Annotated in this window: 21 protein-coding genes; 9 read left to right on the top strand and 12 right to left on the bottom strand. The window is 68.9% G+C overall.

The genetic code is table 11. The features are described from left to right. Positions 1-71: 71 nt before the first annotated feature. From NO998_RS12675 to NO998_RS12665, 3 genes are all read right to left on the bottom strand, one after another. Positions 72-848 (bottom strand): PHP domain-containing protein, encoded by a 777-nt coding sequence (locus tag NO998_RS12675; RefSeq protein ID WP_267647591.1) that lies wholly within the window; start codon positions 846-848, stop codon positions 72-74. Next, the gene (locus tag NO998_RS12670) at positions 848-1,156 is read right to left on the bottom strand and encodes a cupin domain-containing protein (protein ID WP_267647589.1); all 309 of its coding nucleotides are present in this window, start codon (positions 1,154-1,156) and stop codon (positions 848-850) included. Before NO998_RS12670 ends, NO998_RS12675 begins: the two co-directional genes overlap by 1 nt. A 210-nt stretch (positions 1,157-1,366) precedes the next feature. Further along, positions 1,367-1,846, bottom strand: coding sequence for an Lrp/AsnC family transcriptional regulator (locus NO998_RS12665; RefSeq protein ID WP_267647588.1), 480 nt, complete (start codon positions 1,844-1,846; stop codon positions 1,367-1,369). A 259-nt stretch (positions 1,847-2,105) separates the two neighbouring features. Between NO998_RS12665 and NO998_RS12660 the strand changes: the two genes are divergently transcribed. After that, a complete protein-coding gene (locus NO998_RS12660) occupies positions 2,106-2,531 on the top strand; it encodes an NAD-binding protein (protein ID WP_267647587.1) in 426 nt (141 codons plus the stop codon). Beyond that, on the top strand, positions 2,528-4,678 hold the full coding sequence (locus NO998_RS12655) for an amino acid permease (protein ID WP_267647586.1): 2,151 nt from the start codon (positions 2,528-2,530) through the stop codon (positions 4,676-4,678). The genes NO998_RS12660 and NO998_RS12655 overlap by 4 nt, the downstream gene beginning before the upstream one ends. 244 nt (positions 4,679-4,922) lie before the next feature. Here the strand turns inward: NO998_RS12655 and NO998_RS12650 are convergent, their stop codons facing one another. Further along, positions 4,923-6,218, bottom strand: a complete 1,296-nt coding sequence (locus tag NO998_RS12650) for a hypothetical protein (protein WP_267647585.1) — start codon at positions 6,216-6,218, stop codon at positions 4,923-4,925. Positions 6,219-6,380: 162 nt separating this feature from the next. Here NO998_RS12650 and NO998_RS12645 point away from each other — a divergent pair, with 162 nt between their 5' ends. Further along, the gene (locus tag NO998_RS12645) at positions 6,381-6,758 is read left to right on the top strand and encodes a hypothetical protein (RefSeq protein ID WP_267647584.1); all 378 of its coding nucleotides are present in this window, start codon (positions 6,381-6,383) and stop codon (positions 6,756-6,758) included. 10 nt (positions 6,759-6,768) lie between these two features. Here the strand turns inward: NO998_RS12645 and NO998_RS12640 are convergent, their stop codons facing one another. The 6 genes from NO998_RS12640 to NO998_RS12615 all read right to left on the bottom strand — a co-directional run bounded on the left by NO998_RS12640 (position 6,769) and on the right by NO998_RS12615 (position 12,331). Next, entirely contained in the window at positions 6,769-7,095 is a 327-nt protein-coding gene (locus tag NO998_RS12640; protein WP_267647583.1) for a DUF7126 family protein, read from the bottom strand. After that, positions 7,092-8,009, bottom strand: a complete 918-nt coding sequence (gene guaA / locus NO998_RS12635) for a glutamine-hydrolyzing GMP synthase (RefSeq protein WP_267647582.1) — start codon at positions 8,007-8,009, stop codon at positions 7,092-7,094. Before guaA ends, NO998_RS12640 begins: the two co-directional genes overlap by 4 nt. Next, the gene (pyrG, locus tag NO998_RS12630; protein ID WP_267647581.1) at positions 8,009-9,658 is read right to left on the bottom strand and encodes a CTP synthase; all 1,650 of its coding nucleotides are present in this window, start codon (positions 9,656-9,658) and stop codon (positions 8,009-8,011) included. Before pyrG ends, guaA begins: the two co-directional genes overlap by 1 nt. A 79-nt stretch (positions 9,659-9,737) precedes the next feature. Further along, a complete protein-coding gene (locus NO998_RS12625) occupies positions 9,738-10,721 on the bottom strand; it encodes a DUF7972 family membrane protein (RefSeq protein ID WP_267647579.1) in 984 nt (327 codons plus the stop codon). A 6-nt stretch (positions 10,722-10,727) separates the two neighbouring features. Beyond that, positions 10,728-12,074, bottom strand: a complete 1,347-nt coding sequence (locus tag NO998_RS12620) for a 5'-deoxyadenosine deaminase (RefSeq protein WP_267647578.1) — start codon at positions 12,072-12,074, stop codon at positions 10,728-10,730. Positions 12,075-12,136: 62 nt separating this feature from the next. Then, positions 12,137-12,331 carry a XapX domain-containing protein gene (locus NO998_RS12615; RefSeq protein ID WP_267647577.1) on the bottom strand — a complete coding sequence of 65 codons (195 nt, stop codon included), beginning with the start codon at positions 12,329-12,331 and terminating at the stop codon, positions 12,137-12,139. 97 nt (positions 12,332-12,428) lie between these two features. Here NO998_RS12615 and NO998_RS12610 point away from each other — a divergent pair, with 97 nt between their 5' ends. The 4 genes from NO998_RS12610 to NO998_RS12595 all read left to right on the top strand — a co-directional run bounded on the left by NO998_RS12610 (position 12,429) and on the right by NO998_RS12595 (position 14,715). Further along, the gene (locus NO998_RS12610; protein ID WP_267647576.1) at positions 12,429-13,004 is read left to right on the top strand and encodes a peptidylprolyl isomerase; all 576 of its coding nucleotides are present in this window, start codon (positions 12,429-12,431) and stop codon (positions 13,002-13,004) included. Between the two features lie 222 nt (positions 13,005-13,226). Next, a complete protein-coding gene (locus NO998_RS12605) occupies positions 13,227-13,568 on the top strand; it encodes a DUF5802 family protein (protein ID WP_267647575.1) in 342 nt (113 codons plus the stop codon). A gap of 72 nt (positions 13,569-13,640) precedes the next feature. Continuing rightward, entirely contained in the window at positions 13,641-13,775 is a 135-nt protein-coding gene (locus NO998_RS12600) for a hypothetical protein (RefSeq protein ID WP_267647574.1), read from the top strand. A 40-nt stretch (positions 13,776-13,815) separates the two neighbouring features. Continuing rightward, positions 13,816-14,715 (top strand): Vms1/Ankzf1 family peptidyl-tRNA hydrolase, encoded by a 900-nt coding sequence (locus tag NO998_RS12595; protein ID WP_267647573.1) that lies wholly within the window; start codon positions 13,816-13,818, stop codon positions 14,713-14,715. Positions 14,716-14,721: 6 nt separating this feature from the next. On the opposite strand, the gene NO998_RS12590 is transcribed toward NO998_RS12595, so the two are convergent. Then, complete coding sequence (locus NO998_RS12590) at positions 14,722-16,692, bottom strand: ATP-binding protein (RefSeq protein ID WP_267647572.1); 1,971 nt, start codon at positions 16,690-16,692, stop codon at positions 14,722-14,724. An 88-nt stretch (positions 16,693-16,780) separates the two neighbouring features. Between NO998_RS12590 and NO998_RS12585 the strand changes: the two genes are divergently transcribed. Together NO998_RS12585 and NO998_RS12580 are read left to right on the top strand one after the other, a co-directional pair. Beyond that, complete coding sequence (locus NO998_RS12585) at positions 16,781-17,806, top strand: N-acetyltransferase DgcN family protein (RefSeq protein ID WP_267647571.1); 1,026 nt, start codon at positions 16,781-16,783, stop codon at positions 17,804-17,806. Continuing rightward, positions 17,803-18,840: a dipeptide epimerase gene (locus NO998_RS12580; protein WP_267647570.1), complete on the top strand. Its 1,038-nt coding sequence runs from the start codon at positions 17,803-17,805 to the stop codon at positions 18,838-18,840. Before NO998_RS12585 ends, NO998_RS12580 begins: the two co-directional genes overlap by 4 nt. On the opposite strand, the gene NO998_RS12575 is transcribed toward NO998_RS12580, so the two are convergent. Then, positions 18,841-19,890, bottom strand: a complete 1,050-nt coding sequence (locus NO998_RS12575) for a DUF7972 family membrane protein (protein ID WP_267647569.1) — start codon at positions 19,888-19,890, stop codon at positions 18,841-18,843. It abuts the gene before it with no gap. Between the last annotated feature and the right edge of the window lie 32 nt (positions 19,891-19,922).

The following is a 19,922-nucleotide window of genomic DNA, read 5'->3' as shown; positions in this document are numbered from 1 at the left end:
CGGGTCAACCCTGCGGTGGCGGTAACCGGGGGTCGATGGCACACGTCGGCACCCCCGCGGCGCCCGCCGGCTCAGAACTCGATCGTCGCCGGCTCGATGCCGAGGTCGTCGAGGTGGGTCTCCAGCGCGTCGATCCGGCCGCCGATCTCCTCGGGACGGTGGGAGTCGCTGCCGACCACGAACTCGACGCCGTAGTCGCGGAACGTATCGAGGAGGTCCGGCGCGGGGTGGAACTCGCCGTAGTCGTCGAGTACGCGCCCGGCGTTGATCTCCGGCACCGTCGCGGAGTCGGCGAACGCCGCGGCGGCCTGCTCGTAGTGGTCGACCGTCGAGTACCCCCGGAGTTCGGGCGTTCGCTCCACGAGGTCAGCGTGGGCGGCGATGTCGAACAGTTCCGTCTCGGCCAGCGTCGCGAGGATGTCGTAGTAGCCGTCGACGACCTCGCGGCGCGCCGCCTCGTCCAGGTCGACGAAGTTCTCGGACCACTGTACGTCCGAACCCTCGACCGAGTGGACGCTGCCGAGGGCGTAGTCGAACCGCGCCTCCTCGAGGAACGCCGCGATGTCGTCCTCGTGGCCCGGGACGTAGTCCATCTCCACGGCGTCGAATACCTCGATGTCCGTCTCGGTTCGGGCCCACTCGATCCCCTCACGGCGCCGGTGGTAGGTCTCGTCGAGCGCGAACCCGAGACCGTCGAGGCGCCGCCGCGCCTCACCCTCGGCGGTGACGTTGCAGTGGTCCGCGAAGCCGACGCCGTCGAGGCCGGCCGCCTCCGCCGCCCGGACCATCGCGGGGATGAAGTAGCCGTCCGAGTAGTTCGAGTGGGTGTGGTAGTCGTACCGGACCATCAGGGGAGCGGCGCGAGCGTCGCCGTGAACACGACCGTCTCGTCGGTCTCGTTGCGAGCGCCGTGGGCGACGCCGCGTTCGTTGACGACGACGCCGGGAGCGTCGATGGCCGCCTCTTCGCCGTCCTGAATCACCGTGACGGTGCCCCGGAGGACGTGGAACACGTTCAGGCTCTCGGGGTGGTCGTGGCTGTCGAGTTCGGCGCCCGGGCCGAGGAAGAACGCTTTCACGAGGGCGGCGTCGTCGACGGCCAGTTCGCGGGTCTCGATCTCTCCCGCGTCGGGGGTCACGTCGGGTAGTTGGTCCATGCCCCCCCATGGACCGGCGGGGGGAAAAAGCCGGCTACGTCGGCGGGACGCCGGTCGGGACCGGCTACTGGCACGACGACGGCGTAGTCTCCAGCACCGTGCGACGGAGCGCACGGCCGGGAGTGAGCCGTGGGTGGCTACTTGCACGGCGACGGCGCAGCCTCTGACCTCGTGCGACGGAGCGCACGAGGGTGAGCGGGCCGTCGCCGGCTATTCGCACTCCTCGTCGCCTTCGAGGAACCCGTGGTACGGACAGACGTACTCGTCGCGGATGATCTGCTCGTCGACGATCTCGAGGCCCAGCGCGTCGAGGTCCTCGCTGATCCGGTTCAGGTCGTCGTGGTCGCGACCGATCGTGTTGACGTAGACGTTCCGCTCGCCGGTCATGATCTCCCGCACCGCGGTCACGCCGCGGATCTTCCGGGCCGCGTTCGCGAGTTCGTCGCGTTCGGGGATCGGCGCGGTACAGATGATCTTGGTGTAGAGCGGGTAGCCCGCGAGGTCGTAGTCGATATCGAGGTGGTAGCCTCGGATGATACCGCTGTCTTCGAGCTTGCTGATCCGGGTGCGGACGGTGCTCGCCGAGAGGTCCAACTTCTCCGCGATCTCGCTGGAGGAGGTGCCGCGTGCGTCCTGCTGGAGGTAGTAGAGAATGTGTCGGTCCACGTCGTCCAGCTCTCCGTCTTTCATCGCTAACCGCTCTCGGCGGGGAGCCACCTTAGTCCCCGCGATCCGCCGGGAACGGGGACGAGCGGCCCCGACGGCCCCGGCGCCGCCGGGAGGGGCGACCGGCTGACCACCGCCGTCGCCCGGGCGGCCACATTATGAGGACAGATACCACTATTTTGGCCGGTGATTTTGACGGTTCGTCATCTGAATGCGCAAATTTATCCTGATCCGGGACCTAGTGGCGGACGAGCGCCCGGAACACCGGGCCGTCCGCCGTACCATGAGTCACAACGATAGCCAACCGACCGACGTATCGAACACGAACGCATCCGCGGCCGACCACTACGTGCTGGGAGACGGGGAGCTCGGGGTGTCCATCGCCCGACGCCTCCGGGCTTCCGGCCACGCCGTCGTCATCATCGACGAGACCGTCGACCCCCCCGACGTACCGACCGTCGCCGCCTCGCCGACGGACTTCGGGGCGCTCCGTGAGGCGGGCGTCGCCGACGCGGCGGTCGTGGTCGTCGCCACCCCCTCCGACCGGCGGAACCTCCTGCTGGCCCAGTCGATCCGGGTCCGGTTCGAGGAGCCGCGACTCGTCGTCCTGGTCAACACGCCCGACCGGGTCGACCTCTTCGCCGACGCGGGCCACGACGTGGTCTGTGCGACCGACGCCGTCTCGACCGCGGTGGCCGAGCGCGTATGAAGGAGCTCGAACGAGACCTCGGCCTGCCGTCGGTCCTCGCCATCAGCATCGGCGCCATGATCGGCAGCGGCATCTTCATCCTGCCGGCGCTGGCGCTCGAAATCGCCGGACCCGCAGTGATCCTCGCGTACCTGCTCGCGGGCGTCCTCGTCGTCCCCGCGGCGCTCTCGAAGTCCGAGATGGCGACCGCGATGCCGGAAGCCGGCGGGACCTACATCTACATCGAGCGCGGCATGGGGCCGCTGCTGGGCACCATCGCCGGCGTCGGGACGTGGTTCTCCCTGTCGTTCAAGGGCGCGCTGGCGCTCGTCGGCGGCGTCCCGTACCTGCTGCTCCTGTTCGACCTGCCGATGAAGCCGGTCGCGCTGGGGCTGGCGACGCTGTTGATCCTCGTGAACCTCGTGGGCGCCAAACAGACCGGGCGACTGCAGGTCGCCATCGTCGTCGTGATGCTCGCGGCGCTGGGCTGGTTCGCCGCCGGGAGCGCCCCGCAGGTCCAGACCGGCAACTACGCGAACTTCTTCGCCGACGGCATCGGCGGGCTGCTGGCGGCGACGGGGCTGGTGTTCGTCTCCTACGCCGGCGTCACCAAAGTCGCGAGCGTCGCCGAGGAGGTCGAGAACCCCGGTCGGAACATCCCGCTCGGCATCCTCGGCTCGCTCGCGTTCACGACCCTCCTCTACGTCGCCATCGTCGCCGTCCTCGTCGGCGTCACCGACCCCGGCGCCGTCGCGGGCTCGGCAACCCCCGTCGCGGTGGCCGCTGAGGTCACGCTCGGCAACGCGGGCGTGTTCGCGGTGATCCTCGCGGCGATTCTCGCGCTCGTGTCGACGGCCAACGCGGGGATCCTCTCCTCCTCGCGCTACCCCTTCGCCATGAGCCGGGACAAGCTCGCACCGCCGTCGTTCTCGACGGTCAGCGATCGGCTGGGGACGCCCGTGAACTCGATCACGCTGACCGGCGCGGTGCTGCTGGCGCTGATCGCGTTCGTCCCCATCCTCGACATCGCGAAGCTCGCGAGCGCGTTCCAGATCATGGTGTTCGCCCTGATCAACGTCGCCGTGATCGCGTTCCGCGAGGGGACCGTCGAGTACGAGCCGGAGTTCACCTCGCCGCTCTACCCGTGGGTGCAGGTCTTCGGCGCGGTGACCAGCGTCGGCCTGTTGACCCAGATGGGCACGGTCCCGCTGGTGGGCGCGGCAGTGATCGTGGTGGCGAGCGGGCTGTGGTACGGCGTCTACGTCCGGCCGCGTGTGGACCGCGAGGGTGCCGCCGCGGGCGCGATCCGCCAGCAGGTCACCGATGGGGCGCTCTCGGCGGTCGGCTCGCCCGAGGCGACCCACGAGGTGCTGGTCGCGCTCACCAAGCGGATGGAGCAGCGCCGCGAGCAGGCGCTCGTCGGGCTCGCCTCCGACCTCGTGCGAGAGGAGGACGGCCGCGTGGTCGTCGTCCGCTTCGAGGAGGTACCGGACCAGGCCCCCCTGACCGAGGATGCCGCCGTCCAGTCCACCGCCGACCGCTCCTTCGAGCGCCGGGTCGAGGCGCTGGGCGAGGAGTTCGGCGTCGAGGTCGAGGCCGACGAGATCGTGAGCCACGACACCAAACACGCGATCGTCAACGTCGCGAAGCGCCGCGGCGTCGACGCCGTCGTCGCCGAACACGAGCCGCTCCGACTGCGCTCGCGGCTGTTCGGCGACCCCATCGACTGGGTGGTCCGGCACGCGCCGTGTGACGTGCTGCTCGTCGACAGCGCCGACCCGACGACGCCGGAGGACGTGGTCGTGACGGGCGACGGCGGGGTGTTCCCGGCCTCGGCGATCCACGTCGCCGAGGCCGTCGCCGACGGCCGCGGGACGGGCATCACGCTGTGGTCCGAAGCCGGAGATCCGGCCGCGTTGGCGGACCGGCGCGGGGAGCTCGCGTCGACGCTCGCAACCACCGTCGACGCCGAGTCGATCCGAGCCGACCGGCCGCTGCCCGAGACGGACCTGCTGATCCGGCGCGGGGTCGACCACCGGCTCCGCGGGGCGTTGTTCGACGACGACCCGCAGTTCACCGGCGCCGCGGCGACGACGGTAACCGTCCACCCACGGGAGAGCCGTCGACCACCCCTGGTCCGGCGGCTGCTCGAACGGTTCGTCGCGTGATGAGCGCCGCTGATCGGGTCGAACGCACGGAGAAAAACGGAGTCGCGTACGGATCACACACGCCGGCGGCCGGTAGGGACGGCTCATCCCGAATGCCCCGCCTCTGACAGAGGGCATCCCCAACGTCCGCTACCGTCGCCGTCGTGCCGTCGTCGCCGCCCCCTTCGACGGGGGATGGGCGGGTTCGAAACCCACTGCGGTCGGATCCGAAACCCACTACAGTCGGATCACTGCGGAGTGACGATCAGTTGTTTCCGTTGCCCTTCCCGTTGCCGTTACCGTTGCCCGGACGCTCGTCATCGTCGTCGTCCTCGGCGTCCTCGTCGTCGTCAGCGTCGTCTTCCTCGCCGTCCTCGTCCTCCGCATCCTCGTCGTCGGCGTCGTCTTCCTCGGCGTCGTCGTCGGCGTCGTCTTCCTCGGCGCCGTCGTCGGCGTCGTCTTCCTCGTCGTCGTCAGCGTCGTTGTGCCCGGGCGCGTTCGCCGCGTTCCCGTTACCGTTGCTGTTGCCGTTGCCACGGTCGGACCCGTTCGCGGCGTTGCCGTTGTCGTCGCTGTCGTTGCTCGGACCGGCATCACCGGAGTTGCCCGGCGCGTCGCCCGAGTTGCCCGGCGCGTCGTCGTTACCGTTGCCCAGCGCGTCCTGAATCATCTGGCCGAGACTGCCCTCGCCGTCGCCGTTCATCCACGACTGGATCACGGCGAACACCGAGTGTGCGCGGTCGGAGGCGTTCTCGTCGGGACCCGCATCGTCCTCGGTCTCGCTCTCCTCGTCGTCCTCGAGCACGAGTTCGCCGTCCTCGATGGCGTACTCGCGTTCGAGCTCCTGTTCGCCCGCGGTGATCTCCAGTTCGAGCTCCTCGGTCGCGTTCGTCTGGAACGTCAGCGTGCCGTTCGCGTCGGTCGTGCCGACGGTCTCGCCGTTGGCGACGACAGTCGCGTTCTCGACGGCGCTGCCGTTCTGGCTCACCGTCACGTCGACGGTGCCGTTGTCGAAGCTCACGTCGGCCGCGAGCGCGGACTCGGTCTCCGCGTCCTCGGTCTCGTTCTCCACGGTTTCGTTCTCCGTGGTCACGGTCTCGTTCTCCACGGTTTCGTTCTCCGTGGTCACGGTCTCGTTCTCCACGGTTTCGTTCTCCGTGGTCACGGTCTCGTTGTCCGCGGTCTCGTTGTCCGCGGTCTCAGTCTCGGTTTCCTCGTCATCCTCGACGAGCACGAGCTCGTCGTCCTCGACCGCGTACGTGCGTTCGAGGTCGACACCCTCACCCTCGAAGGCCAGTTCGAGGTTCTCGCTCGCGTTCGCGGTGAACGCCAGCGTGCCGTTCGCGTCGGTCGTGCCGACGGCCTCCCCGTTGGCTTCGACCGAGACGTTCTCGACCGCGCTGCCGTTCTGGCTCACCGTTACCGTCACGGTACCGTCGTCGTAACTCGCGTCGACGGTCGCCGTCGTTTCGGCATCAGCCTGTGCGGCCGTGACGGCCCCCGCCCCCGCGGTGACCGTCAGCGCTGCGATCAGTATCGTGAACAGCTTGGTGGCGTTCATCGCATCCTACCCCACGACTGGAAGGCCCTTCAAAGGGGTAAGCGCTGAACGGGGATTTCGGCCGCTCGGAGCGTTATAAGCCGAATTAAGTCGGCTTAACCGTCCGGGAGACGGCTGCCACGGCCGACACCATTAGCACGTATCCGGGCGAACGTCGGAGCCGTGACAGAGAGCACCAGCGAGCGGGCGGTTCCGGCGGACTGGGCGGAGGTCAGCAACCCCGACTACATCGTCGAGAAGTACGATCCGCGTGCGCCGACGCTGTTCGAGTACGCCGACCGGGACATCGGCGTCCACATCCTGCCCGCCGAGCCGAACGTCGCCCACAGCGACACCCACCGCTGGCGACTGGGGTTCGTGAAGGGTCACCGCGACAACCTCGAGGAAGCCGAACCGGTCGTGCTCGTCCACGGACGCGAGAACGCCTACCACGCGGCGCACGTGTTCATGGAGACGTACAACGAGTACGACGACCGTGACCACGAGGTCCGCGTCGAGGCCGCCAAAGCGGCCGCACGGGACGCCGTCGAGGACCGCTGACGAGGAGTAACTACGCGTCGGCGACCAGCTCTTCGGCGACGGTCTCGGCGTCGAGCAGCGACGGGTCGACGACGAGGTCGACGACGCCGCCGACGGACTCCGGGAGGTCGCCGGAGCCGTAGCAGACCGCCCGTACGTCCTCGTTCGCTTCCTTCGCGAGCGTGACCGAGATGCCCTCGTCCAGATCCGTCAGGACGAACAGGTCCGCGTCCTCGATCCCGGCCTCGCCGAGGGCGTCGGCGAAGACGGGGCTGTCGACGCGAGCCACTTCGACGCCCTGCGCTTCGAGTTCCTCGCCGATCCCTTCCGGGTCGGCGCCGGCGACGATGGCCTTCATTCGTACTCGATGGTCGCCGGCGGTTTGTGGGTCACGTCGTAGACGACGCGGGCGACGTTCTCGTTCATCCCGGTGATCCGGCTCTGGATGCGCTGGAGCGTGTCCCAGTCCAGTTCCTGGGCGCGGGCGGTCATCCCGTCCCGGCTCTCCACCGAGCGGACGGCGACGACCCAGCCGTGGACGCGGTTGTCGCCTTTCACGCCCGTGGCCTTACCGAGCACGGCGCCGAAAGCCTGCCAGGGCTCGTGTTCTGCGGTCTCCTCCTCGACGACGTGACAGGCGTCGCGGGCGACCTCGACCTTCTCCTTCGTGACTTCGCCGACGATGCGGACGGCGAGTCCGGGGCCGGGGAACGGCATCCGCTCGGCGATCACTTCCTCGAGATCGAGTTCGCGGGCGACCTCGCGGACCTCGTCCTTGTAGAGGTCACGCACCGGTTCGACGATGCCCTCGAAGTCGACGACTTCGGGGAGCCCGCCGACGTTGTGGTGGGACTTGATGTTCCCCTCGCTCTCGATGCGGTCGGGATAGATGGTCCCCTGCACGAGGTAGTCGGCGTCGGCCTCGGTGGCCTCGCGCTCGAACTCGCGGATGAACTGCTCGCCGATCACGTGACGCTTCTCCTCGGGATCGGTGACGCCGGCGAGTTCGGCGAGGAAGCGGTCCTCGGCGTCGACGACGGTGAGCGAGTGCATGAACGAGAACGTCTCGCGGATGCTCTCGGTCTCGCCTTTCCGCATCAGACCGGTGTCGACGTAGACGGGGATGAGGCGGTCGCCGATGGCCTCGTAAGCCAGCGCGGCCGCGACCGAGGAGTCGACGCCGCCCGAGAGGGCGATGACGGCCTTGCCGTCGCCGACCTGTTCACGGATCTCCTCGACCTTCTCGTCGACGAACGCGGGGGCGTCGACCATCAGGCACTCACCTCCTGTTCGGTCTCGTCGTTACGCTCGTCGAGTACGGCGTCGATCAGGCCGACGAACGGCGGACTGGCGCGGTCGGGACGCGAGCGGAACTCCGGGTGGAACTGGGTGCCGAGGAAGAACGGGTGGTCGGCACGTTCGACGATCTCCATACGGTTACCGGCGTGCCCCGAGAACGTCAGCCCGTCGGCTTCGAGATCCGGGATATACTCGGGGTTGACCTCGTAGCGGTGGCGGTGACGCTCGGTACAGGACGTGGCGCCGTACACCGCCGCGGCGAGGGTGCCCTCGTCGATATCGGTGTCGTGGGAGCCCAGCCGCATCGTGCCGCCCATGTCCTCCTCCTCGTACTGCTCGGGCAGCAGGTCGATGACGGGGTGGGGCGTGTCGGGGTCGAGTTCGGCGCTGTGGGCGCCCTCGAGCCCGAGGACGTTCCGGGCGTGTTCGACGACGGCCATTTGGAAGCCCAGACAGAGCCCGAGGAACGGGACGTCGTTCTCGCGGGCGTAGCGGATCGCCTCGATCTTCCCCTCGGTGCCCCGGGAGCCGAAGCCGCCGGGGACGACGATGGCGTCGGCGTCCTCCAGTCGCTCGGTGTGGCGGTCGGCCATCTCGTCGGCGTCGACCCACGTGACGTCGACCTCGGCGCTACGCTCGATACCGGCGTGTTTCAGCGCCTCGTGGACGGACATGTAGGCGTCCTCGAGGTCGTACTTCCCGACCAGCGCCACGTCGACGGTCTCGGTTCGCTCGCGGGTGACGAGGTCGCGCCACTCCGTCGAGCGTTCCTCGGGCGGGAGCGCCTCCTCGGTGAGGTTCAAGCGCTCCATCACGTACTCGTCGAGGCCCTCCTCCTCGACCATCAGCGGGACGTGGTAGATGTCCTCCACGTCGGAGTTCGAGAAGACGGCCTCGGTCGGCACGTCACAGAACAGCGCGATCTTCTCCTTCGTGTGGGCGTCGAGTTCGTTCTCCGAGCGCCCGACGAGGATGTCCGGCTGGAGGCCGATCGAACGTAGTTCCTTCACGGAGTGCTGGGTCGGCTTGGTCTTCTGCTCGCCGTTCTTCGAGTAGGGGACGAGCGTGACGTGAGCGAAGAGGAGGTCCTCCTCGTCCTCCTCGTGGGCGAACTGCCGAAGCGCTTCGAGGTAGGGCATCCCCTCGATGTCGCCGACGGTGCCGCCGATCTCGATCAGGCAGACGTCGCTGCCCTCGGCGGCCTCGCGGATGCGCCGCTTGATGTCGTCGGTGACGTGGGGGATGACCTGGACGGTCTCCCCGAGGTAGTCGCCGGCGCGTTCGCTCTCGATGACGTTCTGGTAGACCTTCCCGGTGGTGACGTTGTGGTCGGAGGTCATGTCGACCCCGAGGAACCGTTCGTAGTTCCCGAGGTCGAGGTCGACCTCGCCGCCGTCCTTGAGGACGTACACCTCCCCGTGCTGGTAGGGGTTCATCGTCCCGGCGTCGACGTTGAGGTACGGGTCGATCTTGACCGCGGTCACGTCGAAGCCGGCGTTCTTGAGCAGGCGGCCGGTGCTCGCCGCGGTGATGCCCTTGCCGAGTCCGGACATCACCCCGCCGGTAACGAAGACGAACTTCCGGCCGAGGTCGGGGTCGTAGCGCTGCGGGTCCGTCGGCATACCGACCCTCCCCGTCCACTCGGGAAAACGATTTCGGAGAGCCACTGGTTCGCGGGCGGTCCTGTCAGACGCCGAGAGATCACTCCCGGTCGATCCCGTCGATCGCGCCCCCGGACTCCTTGGTGGCGACGAACTGGCCCGCAGCCCACGTCTGCCGGGAGATCGTCGTCACCCGCAGGATGTAGCTGGCCACCAGCAGGAACGGCGCGAACGAGACCGCCTCGATCCCGGCGACGAGCAGGTGGCTGTCGGGCGTCCACGCGAGGTAGTGCAGGAACGTCGCGGTGATCGCCACCGCCGGCACCGAGGTCAACACCAGCCAGCGCGAGAGGCTGGCGAACTCGGATTTTGTGTAGAGCGTCTTGAAGTACTGCCGGGCGGCCGCGAAGTACTGCAACAGCCCCAGCAGTTCGTCGATGGCGGCCTCGGCGTCCGCCGAGAGCACGTCGGCGTGGTCGGCCCGCAGCCGTCGGAGGTCGTTGATCTGGCGGTCGTGGTTGTAGTCCGCCAGCGCCACCGTCACCGACAGCGGCGAGGAGGCGTCGTCCAACCCCGCGTTCATCCGCCCGGTCTCGGCGGCGAGGTCGGCGACGTACGCCGACGTGTTCTCGCGCACGTCGGCGTCGGCGGTGTCGAGTTCGTCCTCCAGCCGTTGGGCGCGTTCGAGGATCTCCCCCGAGAGCGTCCGCACGAGCGGCCCCGGCGACGCCGGCACGTGGTCGGCGTCGATGACTTCCCCCAACTGGCGACGGAACTCGACGACGCTCTGGACCCGGCCGAACTGCTGGTCGAGCGGGCTCTGTTCGCCGGAGATGAACAGGGAGTTGATCGAGACGACGATGGAGAAGATCAGGAACGTCCCCGAGAGCATCGTGTTCAACAGCGGCACCGTCGCGTCGCGGCCACCGAGGTGGGGCCCGTGGGGCAACAGCGCGTGGCCGACCGGCGCGACGAGAAGATAGCCGGCGAGCAGGAGTGTCGCCGTGACCGCCTGCCGGTCCCCGGTGACGAGCACCCAGCGGCGGAGGCGAGCGAGTCGGCTCCGTTGGGTCTGTCCGGCCATATCCGGCTACTCTCGCTCGGCCGTGTTACCGCTTGTGGCAGCGGCCGCGTCGATCCCGGCGAACAGCTCCTCCGCGTAGGTCTGGGCGCGCTCGCGGACCGCGGCAGCGTCGACGCCGACGTGTTCGCCGTTCTCGTAGCGGACCTGCCCGTCGACCATGGTGAAGCGCACGTCGTCGCCGTGGGCGGCGAACACGAGGTGCGAGATCGGGTCGTGGATCGGTGTCGACCGCTCGTTGTCGGTGGTCAGCCCGACGAGGTCAGCCTTCCAACCCTCACGGAGCGTGCCGACTCGTTCGACGTTCGCGGCGCGGGCGCCGTTGACCGTCGCCATCTCGAAGGCCGTCTCGGCAGCGATCGCGGTGGGATCGCGGTCGTCGACCTTGGCGAGCAGGCTCGCCTGCCGCATCTCGGTGAATGCGTCGAGGGTGTTGTTGCAGGGCGGGCCGTCGTTGCCCAGCGCGACGTTGATCCCGCGGCGCTGGTAGTCCTCGACCGGCGCGATCCCCGAGGCGAGTTTCATGTTCGAGGACGGGCAGTGGGTGACGTTGGTGTTCGTGTCCGCGAGCACCTCGCGCTCGGCCTCGTCGGTGTGGACGCAGTGGGCCAACACCACGTCGTCGCCGGTGAGCCCGACCTCGTGGAGCCAGTGGACGTTGCGCATCCCCGTCTCGGCCTCGACGGCGGCGATCTCGTCCTCGTTCTCGCTGGCGTGGGTGTGGATCGCCACGCCGTCGTAGGCGTCGGCGAGGTCGCGAGCGCCGCGCAGGCATTCCTCCGTACAGGAGACGGCGAAGCGGGGCGTGACGGCGTACTGGATCCGGCCGTTCTCGGCGCCGTGGTGGCGGCGGATCAGCGCCTCGCTGTCCCGCAGCGCCCGCTCAGTGGCCTCCTCCAAGCCGTCCGGCGACTCCTTGTCCATCAACACCTTCCCCATCCGGGCACGGATCCCGCGCTCGCGGGCAGCCTCGAAGGCGGCGTCGGCGTGGTGGACCGAGAGGTGGTCGATGACGGTCGTCGTGCCCGAGGCCAGACACTCCAGATAGCCGAGTTCGGCCGCGAGGCGCATGCCTTCGGCGTCGAGGCCGGCCTCCATCGGGAGTACGTGGTCGAACAGCCAGTCGAGCAGTTCCGTGTCGTCGGCGACGCCGCGGCCCAGCGACTGGACCGAGTGGACGTGCGCGCCGACGAGGCCGGGGGCGACGATGTCGAACGCGCGGCGCTCGTGGTCCGGGTAGCGGTCGCGGAGGGCCGCCGCCGGGCCGACGGCTTCGATGCGGTCGCCCGCCGTGACGACGGCGCCGTCCTCGATGACCGTCTCGGCGTCGACGACGACGGTTCCGGTGAGTAGCATCCCCTCCGTGGGAGGGAGTGCGGGATTAAGAGGGTGACTATCGGGTCGGGGCGCGCGCCGGTTCAGAACCCCAGGGCATCGAGGAGGTCGAACCCCCAGCCGAGGCGCTCCATCCCGACGTAGCCGACGTAGATGCCGAGGATGGCGACGACGCCCGGCAGCGCCGGCGGCGCGGGGAGGGGGAGTCGGAGGAACGTGAACAACGCGCCCGTGAACAGCCCGACTGCGAGCGCGGCGACGACGGCGGCGACGTTCATAGCTGCCGGACGGACGGGGCCGCTGGCCCTAAAACCGCCGCATCGGTGCCGCCCGGAGTCAGCAACGGTTAACCGTCGCGGCGACCGATCCGCGGGCATGAGCTACGAGGACGACATGGAGAACCCCGAGAACCCTGTCGCAACGATTCACACGACCCACGGCGACATCGTCGTCGAGCTGTTCGAGGACCGCGTGCCGACGACGGTGCGGAACTTCATCACCCTCTCGACGCACGCAGAGGACTACGAGGACGCCGAGGTCGGCCCCGAGGGCGAGGCCTGGGAGGACGACGGCGAGAAGCGCGTCGACCCCCTCTACGACGACGTTGCCTTCCACCGGATCATCACCGGGTTCATGATCCAGGGCGGCGACCCCTCGGAGACCGGTCGCGGCGGCCCCGGCTACCAGTTCGAGGACGAGTTCCACGACGAGCTCACTCACGACGGCCCCGGCGTGCTCTCGATGGCGAACTCCGGCCCGAACACGAACGGCTCGCAGTTCTTCATCACGCTGGACGCCCAGCCCCACCTCGACGGCCGCCACGCCGTCTTCGGCCGCGTCATCGACGGCATGGACGTCGTCGAGGAACTCGGGAGCGTCCCGACCGACCGCAACGACCAGCCCCAGGTCGAGGCGGTGCTGGAGTCCGTCGACATCGAAGAGAGCGACTAGTCGCTCTCTTCGGTCAACCGGAACGCGTCGCGTTCCGGTGACATCGACGAGAACTGAACGCCGTTCAGTTCTCGTCTGGCAGCCGGACGGAGTCCGGCGACATCGACGAATTAGCCGGTCGTGGCGTAGCGCCGACTCGCCGCCGTTCCCGCTTTTTGCGCTCCACATAAGCGTTGCCGGCAAGGCTTATGCCCAATCACGCTAGTTGTTAACACGCACAGTATGTTCGAGCAGTTCTCAAGCGGCTACTACCTGGGCGTGTTGTACGTCGAACCCGGCGAGGAGCGGGCCGCGCTCAACGTCGAGGACCACGAGGCGGTCAACCGACAGCTCTACGGCGCGAGCGAGGGCATCGAACGGCTCGACTCCCCGCTCGTGATGAAACTCGACGGAACACACTTCCCGGTCCGGGGCGCCGAGGACGTGCCGGCCGGTACGCTCACCGTACCGGAGCCGCTGGTCGACGACGGACTGCCCGACAGACGGGAGGTGCTGCTGGCGCGACCCGAGCGCGCCGGCCAACTGCTCAAGTACGCGGGGTGGCGGCCGGCTGACGCCGCCTGACCCGCAGGGAACGGGTCGTTCGGGGGACGTTACGCACCGCATTACTTTATTAGGAGAGTGCCACTCGGTGGCATGGAGAAACGCCAACGGGTGAACACGAGTATCGAGCGGCAACTGCGCGCGGCGCTCGAACTCGCCGAGGATCGGGAGGTTCGGTACCACATCCGGGAGTCGATGCAGCTGCTCCACCTCGACGACGAGGAGTGAGCCCAGAAGCTACAAACCGTTGCCCCTCCGCGGGTTCGGTATGCTCGACCGCCTGCTGGGCCGCGCCCGCCTGAAGGAGCGAATCGAGGAACTCGAGGAGGAGTGTGAGAGCCTGCAGGCACAGGCCGAATCAGCCAAGGAGAGCCGTGCGGAGGCCGTCAGCGCCCGGCAGGACGCCGAACGCGAGGTCAACAAGCTGGAAGACCGGATCACCGAACTCGAAGACCGGCTCTCGCGGGCCGAGGGCGACGGCGACGCCGACCTGACCTACCGGCACGAGGAGACCGCCAGCGGCGGCCGCGTCGGCGCCGTGGCCGACCGGCTCCGGAGCGTCGACGCCGGCCGGGAGGGCGCGCTGACGGCGTTCGTCGACGACGGCGACCTGCCCGACCCGGTCCGGGAGACGCTGGGCGACCGTGCGCCGCTCGTCTCGCGGGCGGCGCCGTGTCTGGTCTGTGCAGACGACGCCGGCCTCGTCGCCACCGCGCTCTCGCTCCCGGTGGAGCCCGAGCCCTTCGTCGAGTGGGACGACGGGTTCCGGGTTGACCCGGAGTGGGTCGGCCCGACGGGCCGGCTCTGTTTCGCGCTCGTCCGCTCGGACCGGTTCGCCCTCGGCGTCTACGAGGACGGCGAGCGCGTGGAGTTCGCGGGGTTCGAGAGCGACGTGATGAACGAACACTCGAAGGGCGGCTTCTCGCAGGACCGCTTCGAGCGCCGCCGGGACGCCCAGATCGAGGAGCACTTGGAGGAAGCCGCGGCGACCGTCGAGGCACACGCCGGCGACGCCGACCGGGTCGTGATCGTCGGCGAGCGCAGCGTGCTCGGCGAACTCCGTGACCTTGCGGACACCACCGCGCGCGTCGACGCCACCGGCGAGCCCGAGGAAGCGCTGGAGACGGCGTTCCGGGACTTCTGGAGCGTCCGCGTCCGCGGGCTCTGACCCGGCTCAGTCCGCCGGTTCGGCGGCGGGTAGCGAGAAGGTGAAGGCGGTTCCCTCGCCGGGTTTGGAGTCGACCCGGATCTCGCCGCCGTGGCGCTCGACGATCCGTTCGACGAGCGCGAGGCCGATGCCGGTGCCGGCGTGGTCGCCGACGGCGTGGAGCCGCTCGAACACCTCGAACACCCGGTCGACGTTCTCCGGGTCGATACCGATCCCCTCGTCTCGGATCGTGATCTCCCACCGGCTGTCGTCGGTCGCCGTCGCGGCGATCCGGATCCGCGGGTCGTCGTCGCCGCTGTACTCGATGGCGTTGTCGAGGAGGTTCTGGAACACCTGCCGAAGCTGTCCCTCGTCGCCGACGACGGTCGGGAGCGGGTCGGCGTCGATCTCGGCGTCGCTGTCCTCGATGCGTATCCGGAGGTCGTCTTCGACCGCGTCGAGCACCGCGTCCAACGCCACCGGCTCGAACGGGTTCCCGCCGGTCTCGACCCGGGAGTACGCGAGCAGCCCCTGGATCATCTCGCGCATTCGGTCGGCGCCGTCGACGGCGAAGTCGAAGAACTCCCGGGCCTCCTCGTCGAGTTCCTCGCCGTATCGGTCCTCGATCAACTGCAGGTACGAGGAGACCATCCGCAGGGGCTCTTGGAGGTCGTGGGAGGCGGCGTAGGCGAACTGTTCGAGGCGCTCGTTCGAGGATTCGAGCTCCGCGACCAACTCCTCGAGGCGTTCCTCGCGGCGCTTGTGCTCGGTCACGTCCTCGCCGATGCCGATGACGCGGACCATCTCCCCGTCGGCGTCGGGAGCGACGGCCGAGGTCCCACGGGCGTGGACCCACCTGACGTCCCCGTCGGGGCGAACGACGCGGTACTCCTCGTCGTAGGGCTCCTCGGGGAGGGCGAGGTACGCCTCACGGACCTGCTCGCGGTCGTCGGGGTGGATGGCGTCGATGAACGCGAGGGGCTGGTCGTAGAGCGTCTCGTGGTCCATCCCCCAGACCTCGCCGAAGGCGGGGTTGACGTAGACGAACTCGGTGGGATCGGCGGTGGTCATCCAGACGACCTCTTCGAGTTCCTCGGCGAGCATCCGGAACCGCGCCTCGCTCTGGCGGAGTTCCTGTTCGACGCGCTTGCGTTCGGTGACGTCTTGGAAGTAGACCGAGAGCCCCGTCTCCGAGGGGTACGCGCTCACCTCGAACCACGCGTCGAGTGGCTCGGGGTAGTACTCCTCGAAGGTGACGCTCTCCTGTTCGTCCACCGCGTGTTCGTACTTCGACTTGAACTCCCGAGTGACCGCTTCCGGGAACTGCTCCCAAACGTTCTCGCCGACCAGGTCCTCGTCGCCGGGGTTGATGAGTTCGTGAGCGCGGTCGTTCAGGTAGGTGAAGCGCCACTCCTCGTCGAGGGCGAAGAACGCGTCCGAGATGCGGCCGTACACCTCCTCGGCCTGGCTCTGTCTGCGGTCCGCGGCGAGCGCCGACGCGAGCACGTCGGCAACGTCCGCGACGAACGCGGCGTCGGCTTCGTCGAACGCTCGCGGTGCCGCCGCCCGGAGTTCGAGCACACCCCACCGCTCGCCGTCGGGAGCGACGGGAGCACCGACCGTACTCCTGACCTCGGCGCCCGGAAGCGGTGGCTGAACGGCCGGTTCGCCCTCTTCGCCCGTATCGGCCACGACCACCGCGTCGGGCGAACGGAGGGCACGTCCGAGCGTCGAGTCGGGGCCTTCGGGAGCGGCGGCCGCACCGACCGCGTCCTCCGGCCATCCAGTACCCGCACGGAGCACCAGTTCCCCGCTGTGCTGGCGCTCGAACAGCCCGCAAGCGTCGGCGTCGAGGCAGTCGGCGACCGTCTCGGCGGTGGTTTCGAAGAGGGCCGCCACGTCGTCGGTCACGAGTGCCTGCTGGGCCAGGTCGGCAACGACCTCCTGTCGGCGAAGCCGCCGCTCGAGTTCGCCGTGGGAAGGGAGCGACTGATCCACGTTGACAGGGCTACGCAACCGAACCGGAAAAAGCCGGTCGGCCGAAACAGGCCCCCGATTTATCATCCCCCTCCCCCTTCGACCCACCATGCAACAGAGGCGCCTCGCGATCCTCGCCCACGAGAAGTTCCCGGACCGTGCAAAGACCGCGCTGGGCGTGATGCGCTACAGCGACGACGAGACCGTCGCCGTGATCGACCGTGACACCGCCGGCGACCGGGTCGCTGACCACACCGACGTGGTCGCCGACGCCCCCATCGTCGACGCCTTCTCCGATATCGACGGCGAGGTCGACGCCCTGCTCATCGGCATCGCGCCGATCGGCGGTGGCTTCGACGAGTCCTGGCGCTCGGACGTGGTCGCCGCGCTCGAAGCCGGTGTCGACGTGGTCGCCGGCCTCCACTACTTCCTCAACGACGACGAGGAGTTCGCCACGCTCGCGGCCGAACACGGCGCGGAGATCCACGACGTGCGGAAACCCCACGAGGGGATCGGCGTCGCCGAAGGCCGGTCCGACGAAATCGACGCCGAAGTCGTCCTCACCGTCGGCACCGACTGCTCGGTCGGGAAGATGACTGCGACCTGCGAACTGGTCGACGCCGCACGGGAGGCCGGCATCGACGCCGGGTTCATCCCGACGGGACAGACCGGCATCATGATCGCCGGCTGGGGCAACCCCGTCGACCGCGTGGTCTCGGACTTCACCGCCGGCGCCGTCGAGGAGATGCTGCTGGAGAAGGGCGACGAACACGACGTGCTGTTCGTCGAGGGGCAGGGGAGCATCGTCCACCCCGCCTACTCCGCGGTCACCTGCGGCATCCTGCACGGTTCGATGGCGGACAAACTGGTGCTCTGTCACGAGGCCGGCCGCGAGGTCGTCCACGGCTACGAGGACACCGAACTCCCGCCGGTCGAGGAGTACGTCGACCTCTACGAGTCGCTCGCGGCGCCGGTCCACGAGACCGAGGTCGTCGCCGGCGCGCTCAACACACGGAGCATCGACGACGACGAGGCCGCCCGCGAGGCCGTCGAGGCGTTCGGCGACGCGATCGGAGGGGACGCGACCGACCCCGTACGCTTCGGTGCCGACGAGATCGTGGAGGCGCTGCGATGAGCCTCGATACCGAGTTCGAGCGCGTCTCGCTCCCGCTCGCCGACGCCTTCACCATCTCGCGGGGGACCACCGAGACCGCCGAGAACGTGATCGTGAAGGTCACCGACGAGGGCGGCATGACCGGCGTGGGCGGCGCCGCCCCCTCCGCACACTACGGCGAGACCGCCGACACCGTCGAGGCGGTCATGCCGGCCCTGCTGGACGTGGTCGAGGACGTGGGCGACCCCCACGCGCTGACCGAGATCGAGGAACGCATGCGCCACACCGTCGAGCGCAACCCCGCGGCCCGCTGTGCGGTCTCGATCGCGCTCCACGACCTCGCGGCCAAGCGCACGGGCCTCCCGCTCTACCGGCTCTGGGGCCTCGACGCCGACACGACGCCGACGAGTTCGTTCACCATCGGTCTCGACACGACCGAGCGGATCCGCGAGAAGACCGCCGAGGCCGTCGACGCCGGCTACGAGGTGCTGAAGGTCAAACTCGGCACCGACCGCGACCGCGAGATCATCGAGGCGATCCGCTCGGAGGCGCCCGACGCCACCCTGCGCGTCGACGCCAACGAGGCGTGGACCCCCCGCGAGACGGTCCGGAACTCCCGCTGGCTCGCCGACCACGGCGTCGAGTTCATCGAACAGCCGGTGCCGGCGTCGAACCCCGACGGGCTACAGTTCGCCTACGAGCGCAGCGAACTCCCGATCGCCGCCGACGAGTCCTGTGTCACGCTCGCGGACATCCCCGATATCGCGGACAAGTGCGACATCGCGAACCTGAAGCTGATGAAGTGTGGCGGCCTGCTCGAAGCGAAACGGATGGTCCACGCCGCCCGTGCCGAGGGGCTGGAGGTCATGCTCGGCTGCATGATCGAGAGCAACGCGAGCATCGCCGCCGCCGCCCATCTCGGGCCGCTGCTCGACTACGCGGACCTCGACGGTTCGCTGTTGCTCGACTCGGACCCCTACGACGGCGTGGACCTGACCCGGGGCGAGATCCGACTGGCTGGACTGGACCGTTCGGGTACCGGCGTTCGGGAGTAGCTACTCCTCGAACGCGGTGTCCCGGTCGGTCTCCCGGAGGATGAACGGGCCGATCGAGAGGGTGCGCTTGGTGACCGTGACGATCCTGAGGATGTAGGAGAGCAACACCGCAAAGGGCAGCAACGCGGCGGCGACGATGGCCGCGACCTGTAGCAACACCGTCGGCACGCCGAGGACGAACCCCGGAACGACCGAGGCGTCGAAGAAGATCAGCGCCCACGTCGAGACCAACAGCGACGGCAGCGAGACCCAGAGGATCGTCCGCGAGAGGTCGATCAACTCCCACTGGAAGTAGAGCGTCTTGAAGTGCTCGCGGGCGGGGCCGAACAGTTCGAGAACGCTCGCGAGCGCCGCCAGTCGGTCGGTAGCGTGCTCGCTCAGCGCGTCCGTGTTCTCCGCCCGGAACCGCTGGGCGGTGTAGAGCTTCCACGAGTAGTTGAAGTCGAGCGCCGCACGGATCACCTCGAACTCGCCGAACCGGGCGCCCTCGAGGTCGTCACGCACGTCCTCGGCGTTCTCCCTGACCCCGCGGGTGAACTCGGTGATCTGGTCCCGGAGCTCCTCGTCCTCGAGGTCCTCGACGGCGGACTCGACGGACTCGGCACGCTCCTCGGTCGCGCCGACGAGCGCCCGAAGGAACGCCGACGGTTCGGTCGGGCTGACCGGCTGGTCGAGCAGGTCGGCGACGTCCGTGCGGAACTTGGTGGCGTCCTCCATCCGGCCGCGCTGGTCGCCGACGGCGCCCTGTTCCTGTGAGAGCACCAACTGCGAGAGCGTCAGCACGACGGTGACGCCGGTGACCGTCGAGCCGACGAGCGACTGGGCGAGCGTCTCCATCGGGTCGCCGTCGGTGATGAGCACGTAGGCGGGCTGTGGGTGGACGATGCCGCCGACGACGACGCCCGCAAAGAGGAGGCCGGCCAAGCCGAGCGCGACCAGTCGGCGGTCGGCGCCCATGTAGAACCAGAGCTTCGCGGTGCTCACGCCGGCACGCTCCCGGAGGGTGTCCTGTGTCTGTCCCGCCGAGTCGTCGGCGTCGCCGTCGCTCACAGGGCCCCACCCCTCCGGTGGCTCGTCCGCCG

Origin of the sequence: Halolamina litorea (assembly GCF_026616205.1) — an archaeon.
Lineage (GTDB): Archaea > Halobacteriota > Halobacteria > Halobacteriales > Haloferacaceae > Halolamina > Halolamina litorea.
Note: the sequence above shows the minus strand (reverse complement) of the source record. Positions and strands in the feature narration are given on the sequence as shown.

Excerpts from the sequence above, each read along its gene's own strand:
- NO998_RS12655 (WP_267647586.1), top strand. The coding sequence starts at position 2,528 with ATGAAGGAGCTCGAACGAGACCTCGGCCTGCCGTCGGTCCTCGCCATC.
- NO998_RS12610 (WP_267647576.1), top strand. The coding sequence starts at position 12,429 with ATGAGCTACGAGGACGACATGGAGAACCCCGAGAACCCTGTCGCAACG.
- pyrG (WP_267647581.1), bottom strand. The coding sequence starts at position 9,658 with ATGCCGACGGACCCGCAGCGCTACGACCCCGACCTCGGCCGGAAGTTC.
- NO998_RS12620 (WP_267647578.1), bottom strand. The coding sequence starts at position 12,074 with ATGCTACTCACCGGAACCGTCGTCGTCGACGCCGAGACGGTCATCGAG.
- NO998_RS12585 (WP_267647571.1), top strand. The coding sequence starts at position 16,781 with ATGCAACAGAGGCGCCTCGCGATCCTCGCCCACGAGAAGTTCCCGGAC.
- NO998_RS12670 (WP_267647589.1), bottom strand. The coding sequence starts at position 1,156 with ATGGACCAACTACCCGACGTGACCCCCGACGCGGGAGAGATCGAGACC.
- NO998_RS12580 (WP_267647570.1), top strand. The coding sequence starts at position 17,803 with ATGAGCCTCGATACCGAGTTCGAGCGCGTCTCGCTCCCGCTCGCCGAC.
- NO998_RS12615 (WP_267647577.1), bottom strand. The coding sequence starts at position 12,331 with ATGAACGTCGCCGCCGTCGTCGCCGCGCTCGCAGTCGGGCTGTTCACG.
- NO998_RS12595 (WP_267647573.1), top strand. The coding sequence starts at position 13,816 with ATGCTCGACCGCCTGCTGGGCCGCGCCCGCCTGAAGGAGCGAATCGAG.
- NO998_RS12605 (WP_267647575.1), top strand. The coding sequence starts at position 13,227 with ATGTTCGAGCAGTTCTCAAGCGGCTACTACCTGGGCGTGTTGTACGTC.
- NO998_RS12660 (WP_267647587.1), top strand. The coding sequence starts at position 2,106 with ATGAGTCACAACGATAGCCAACCGACCGACGTATCGAACACGAACGCA.
- NO998_RS12640 (WP_267647583.1), bottom strand. The coding sequence starts at position 7,095 with ATGAAGGCCATCGTCGCCGGCGCCGACCCGGAAGGGATCGGCGAGGAA.
- NO998_RS12600 (WP_267647574.1), top strand. The coding sequence starts at position 13,641 with ATGGAGAAACGCCAACGGGTGAACACGAGTATCGAGCGGCAACTGCGC.
- NO998_RS12625 (WP_267647579.1), bottom strand. The coding sequence starts at position 10,721 with ATGGCCGGACAGACCCAACGGAGCCGACTCGCTCGCCTCCGCCGCTGG.
- NO998_RS12650 (WP_267647585.1), bottom strand. The coding sequence starts at position 6,218 with ATGAACGCCACCAAGCTGTTCACGATACTGATCGCAGCGCTGACGGTC.
- NO998_RS12675 (WP_267647591.1), bottom strand. The coding sequence starts at position 848 with ATGGTCCGGTACGACTACCACACCCACTCGAACTACTCGGACGGCTAC.
- NO998_RS12665 (WP_267647588.1), bottom strand. The coding sequence starts at position 1,846 with ATGAAAGACGGAGAGCTGGACGACGTGGACCGACACATTCTCTACTAC.
- guaA (WP_267647582.1), bottom strand. The coding sequence starts at position 8,009 with ATGGTCGACGCCCCCGCGTTCGTCGACGAGAAGGTCGAGGAGATCCGT.